General features: G+C 65.0%; 4 protein-coding genes. 2 read left to right on the top strand and 2 right to left on the bottom strand.

The genetic code is table 11. From position 1 onward, the window contains the following. Positions 1-375: AraC family transcriptional regulator (locus tag EOD07_RS25730; protein WP_164772515.1), on the top strand; the 375-nt coding region annotated here is incomplete at its 5' end. A 6-nt stretch (positions 376-381) separates the two neighbouring features. Here EOD07_RS25730 and ybaL read toward each other — a convergent pair. Both ybaL and EOD07_RS25720 read right to left on the bottom strand, forming a co-directional pair. Beyond that, on the bottom strand, positions 382-2,181 hold the full coding sequence (gene ybaL / locus EOD07_RS25725) for a YbaL family putative K(+) efflux transporter (protein ID WP_127237417.1): 1,800 nt from the start codon (positions 2,179-2,181) through the stop codon (positions 382-384). Positions 2,182-2,397: 216 nt separating this feature from the next. Beyond that, a complete protein-coding gene (locus tag EOD07_RS25720; RefSeq protein ID WP_127237416.1) occupies positions 2,398-2,838 on the bottom strand; it encodes a host attachment family protein in 441 nt (146 codons plus the stop codon). A 418-nt stretch (positions 2,839-3,256) separates the two neighbouring features. On the opposite strand from EOD07_RS25720, the gene EOD07_RS25715 reads away from it, so the two are divergent. Beyond that, a partial coding sequence (locus tag EOD07_RS25715; RefSeq protein WP_281059085.1) for an NAD(P)-dependent oxidoreductase occupies positions 3,257-3,929 on the top strand: 673 nt, incomplete at its 3' end.

Genomic DNA, 3,929 nt, shown 5'->3' with positions numbered 1-3,929 from the left:
CCCGTGCAGCAATTGCACCTGCCGATCTCGGCCGAGCCGCGGCTGCGACGGATCGCCGAAGCGCTTGCCGACGACCCCGCCGATCGCGGCACGCTGGCGCAGTGGGCGGATCGCGTGGCGCTGAGCGAAAGCAGCCTGGCGCGTCTTATCGTCAAGGAGACGGGCTTGAGCTTCGGCCGCTGGCGCCAGCAACTGCACTTGATCGTCGCGCTCAGGGAACTGTCATCCGGCGCCAGTGTGCAGCAGGTGTCAGGCGATCTCGGCTATCAATCCGTCACCGCCTTCATCACCATGTTCAAGAAGGCGCTGGGTAAGCCACCGGCGAAATATCTCAGCGATATCGCGCGGAATGGTGGCTCCGCCTTCGTTGCATGAGACACGTCAGGCGGGTTGCGGATCGACCCCCATGGCGGGACCGGACGGACCGGTGTTTTTGCCGGTCACCACCTCAACGATCCCCCGCGCGATCTCGCGCTCGCCCATGATCACGGTGTCGGCGCCGAGCCCTTTCAAATGCTCGACCTCGGCGTCGGAATGAGCGCGGGCAATGACGTTGATCGCCGGATTGGCCGCGCGGGCCCTGAGCACGACCTGCCCCGCCTCGAAGGCATTGGGAATGGCGAGGATCAGCCGCTTGGCGCCCTCCGGATTGGCGGCCGCGAAGACATCCGCATTGGCGGCATTGCCGGCGACGGTCTCGACGCCGTCGCTCTTCAGCTTCGCCAGCGTCTTGTCGGCGTCCTCGATCACCAGGAAGGGCAGGGCGGCTTCCTTCAGCGCGGCGCCCACCAAGCTGCCGACGCGGCCGTAACCGATCAGGATGGAATGGCCGGCAAGCGCGGTCCTGGGCGGCGGGCCGTCCTCCTTTCCTGACGTTGCCTGGACCGAAGCGACCTGGCCGGGCTCGGTCGCCGGGCCGATCGGCTTTGCCTCCTCGGGCGCAGCCGTCTTGCCGGCGCGCTTTTCCAGCCACGGCTTCATCCAGTCGACAACGAGGAACATCAGCGGATTGAGCAGGATCGACAGGATCGCGCCGGCCAGGATCAGGTCGCGGCCCTGTTCGGGCAGCAGTTTCAGGCCGACGCCGAGCTCGGCCAGGATGAAGGAGAATTCGCCGATCTGAGCAAGGCTCGCCGAAATCATCAGCGCGGTCGCGATCGGATAGCGGAAGGCGACCACGATGACGAAAGCCGCGATCGACTTGCCGATAATGATGATCGCTAATGTGGCGAGGATCGGCAGGCCGTTGCTGATCAGGCTGAGCGGGTCGAACAGCATGCCGACCGAGACGAAGAACAGCACCGAGAAGGCGTCGCGCAGCGGCAGTGATTCTTCCGCCGCGCGGTGGCTGAGTTCGGATTCGCTCATGATCATGCCGGCGAAGAAGGCGCCGAGCGCCAGCGAGACGCCGAACAGCTTCGCCGCGCCGAAGGCGACGCCGAGCGCGATCGCCAGCACCGAGAGCCGGAACAATTCCCTGGAGCCGGTATGGGCGACGTAATGCAGGATCCACGGGATCACCCTGCGGCCGACCACCAGCATCACGACGACGAAGGCGGCGACCTTGGCGAATGTTGCGCCGACGACGCCCCATATGCCGTAGCTGGCGGGCAGCGAGAGCAGACTCGCATGGTCTTCGACCTGCGGCTGGCCACCAAGCACGCCCGCGAGCGCCGGCAACAGCACCAGCGCCAGCACCATCGCCAGATCCTCCACGATCAGCCAGCCGACGGCGATGCGGCCACGCTCGGTCTCGATCAGCCGCCGCTCCTGCATGGCGCGCAAAAGCACCACGGTCGAGGCGACCGAAAGCGCCAGGCCGAAGACCAGGCCGGCGCCCAGCGACCAGCCGAGCAGCCAGGCAAGCCCGACGCCGAGCAGCGTCGCGAAGCCGATCTGCACGATGGCGCCCGGCACGGCGATGGCGCGGACGGACAGAAGGTCCTTCAGCGAAAAATGCAGGCCGACGCCGAACATCAAAAGGATGACGCCGATCTCCGCGAGCTCGTTGGCGAGGCTGGCGTCGGCCACGAAACCCGGCGTGTTCGGGCCGACCAGGACGCCGGCGACAAGATAGCCGACAAGCGGCGGGATGCGGAAACGGTTGGCTAACGCCCCGAAGACGAATGCAAGCCCCAGACCGGCGACGATGGTGGCGATAAGGGGTGTGTCATGCGGCATTGTCTATGGAGCGCCTTTCGAAAATTCACGATGTCGGATGGGCGCCCGCCGAGGCCGTCGCCTTCGGCAATATGGTGGAGGGAGCGGCGATGATGCAACCACCGCCGCGCAGAAATCGACCTGGAGAGAGGGCGCGGACCGAAAAATCATCGCCCTGCCGACAAAGAGACGGCTTCGGGACTCCATTCGGCCCGAAGCTCCTTTGCTTCGGCCGCCTTATGCTGCTTGCAGCAGGTTCTCGATGTCGGAAATCGTGTGGTTGGTGAGCGTCTTGGGGATTTCGGCCTGCACCTTGTCGCTGACTTCCTTGTGCAGTTTCTGGCGCATCTCGCCAAGCACCTGCGGCGGCGCGATCAGCACGACCGCGTCGAACGCGCCACGATGCGCGAGCTTGTAGAGCCGCTCGGCAATGTCGATGGCGAAGCGTTCCTTGTTCAGGCGGTGCCAATCGGTCTCCTCAACGGCGCTGCGAGGTCCCTCGTTGCCATACCGGCCCGGCTTGTCCGTGCCTTGCTCGCGCGTCGCGGGGTTCTCCTGCTCCATCTCGTGCACCACTTCCAGGTTCGGGAACTTGCTGTCGCCCTGGTTGCGCAGGAAGAGCGCCTTTTCGCCATCGGCCACGACGACCCACAATCCGCGCTTCAGCTTGACGTTCATGGCGTTCCTCCTTGCTTGCATTGTTGTCGATCGATGGAGCCCGGGATCGACAGGATGATCGCTAGGCAAACGAGCCGCGAAGCATGATGGTTCCGATCTAGCGGTGGCGCCCTCGACTGCTCCCGCGAGGCGAAGCTGGGCGCCGGGCGGTAAGGTCGGCTTTAATCTACTAAGTTAGTAGAATTTAGAAAAAACTGTTTTGCCGCTTTCTCGACCCGGTGCTAAAAATTGCGACGGATCAAGGGCGGTTTCTTACGCTGTTCTGGCGGTCTCATTCTCAAAGTAGAATTTTTTTCTCTGGCCCTTCGCGGCTGCGAAAAAGCGATTGCCTGCTGTTCGGCGGCGCGCGAGTGCTTGCCTTCTGGTTTTTGGCCAGCCCGCGTAAAACTGCCAAACTGTTCCAATATTGCTCGTTGCCATGCCGCCGACCAACACCAAGCTCAATGCCTTTCCCGTCTTCATGCGGGTCGACGGCGAAGCCGTGGCCATCGTCGGCAATGGCGAGGAGGCGCTTGCCAAGGCCAGGCTGCTTGCGCAGTCGAGCGCGGTGCTGCGCATCATTGCCGACAATGCCAGCAGCGGTCTGTTGGACTTCATCGCATCGACCGGGGTCGTTCGTATCGAGGCGGCATATGAAGCCGCGCATCTGCGGGGTGCGGCCCTGGTGTTCGCCGCGAGCGGCGACGAGGCGCTCGATCGCCGCGTAGCCGAGGACGCGCGGCGGCTGGGCATCCCGGTCAACGTCGTGGATCGGCCTGAGCTCTGCGATTTTTTCACCCCGGCCCTGGTCAACCGCGCGCCGGTCGCCGTCGCCATCGGCACCGAGGGCGCCGGGCCGGTTTTGGCGCAGATGCTGCGCGGGCGCATCGATCGCATGCTGTCGCCGTCGCTCGGCCGGCTGGCGGCGCTTGCCGCGTCGTTCCGCACTGCTGCCGAGAAACTGCCGAAGGGCAATCGTCGCCGCCGCTTCTGGAGCGATTTCTTCGCCGGCGCGCCGGCCAAGGCCATCGAAGCCGGCGAACTCGCCGAGGCGCATGGCGCGGCGCTCGAGCTTTTGGCCCAGGATGCTCCGGCCGGCGGACATATCGCGC

This window comes from Mesorhizobium sp. M2C.T.Ca.TU.002.02.1.1 (assembly GCF_003997225.1).
This window is presented reverse-complemented; position numbering and strand designations above follow the sequence as displayed.

Bases quoted from the DNA above. Each gene is read 5' to 3' on its own strand.
- EOD07_RS25720 (WP_127237416.1), bottom strand. From the start codon at position 2,838: ATGAACGTCAAGCTGAAGCGCGGATTGTGGGTCGTCGTGGCCGATGGC.
- ybaL (WP_127237417.1), bottom strand. From the start codon at position 2,181: ATGCCGCATGACACACCCCTTATCGCCACCATCGTCGCCGGTCTGGGG.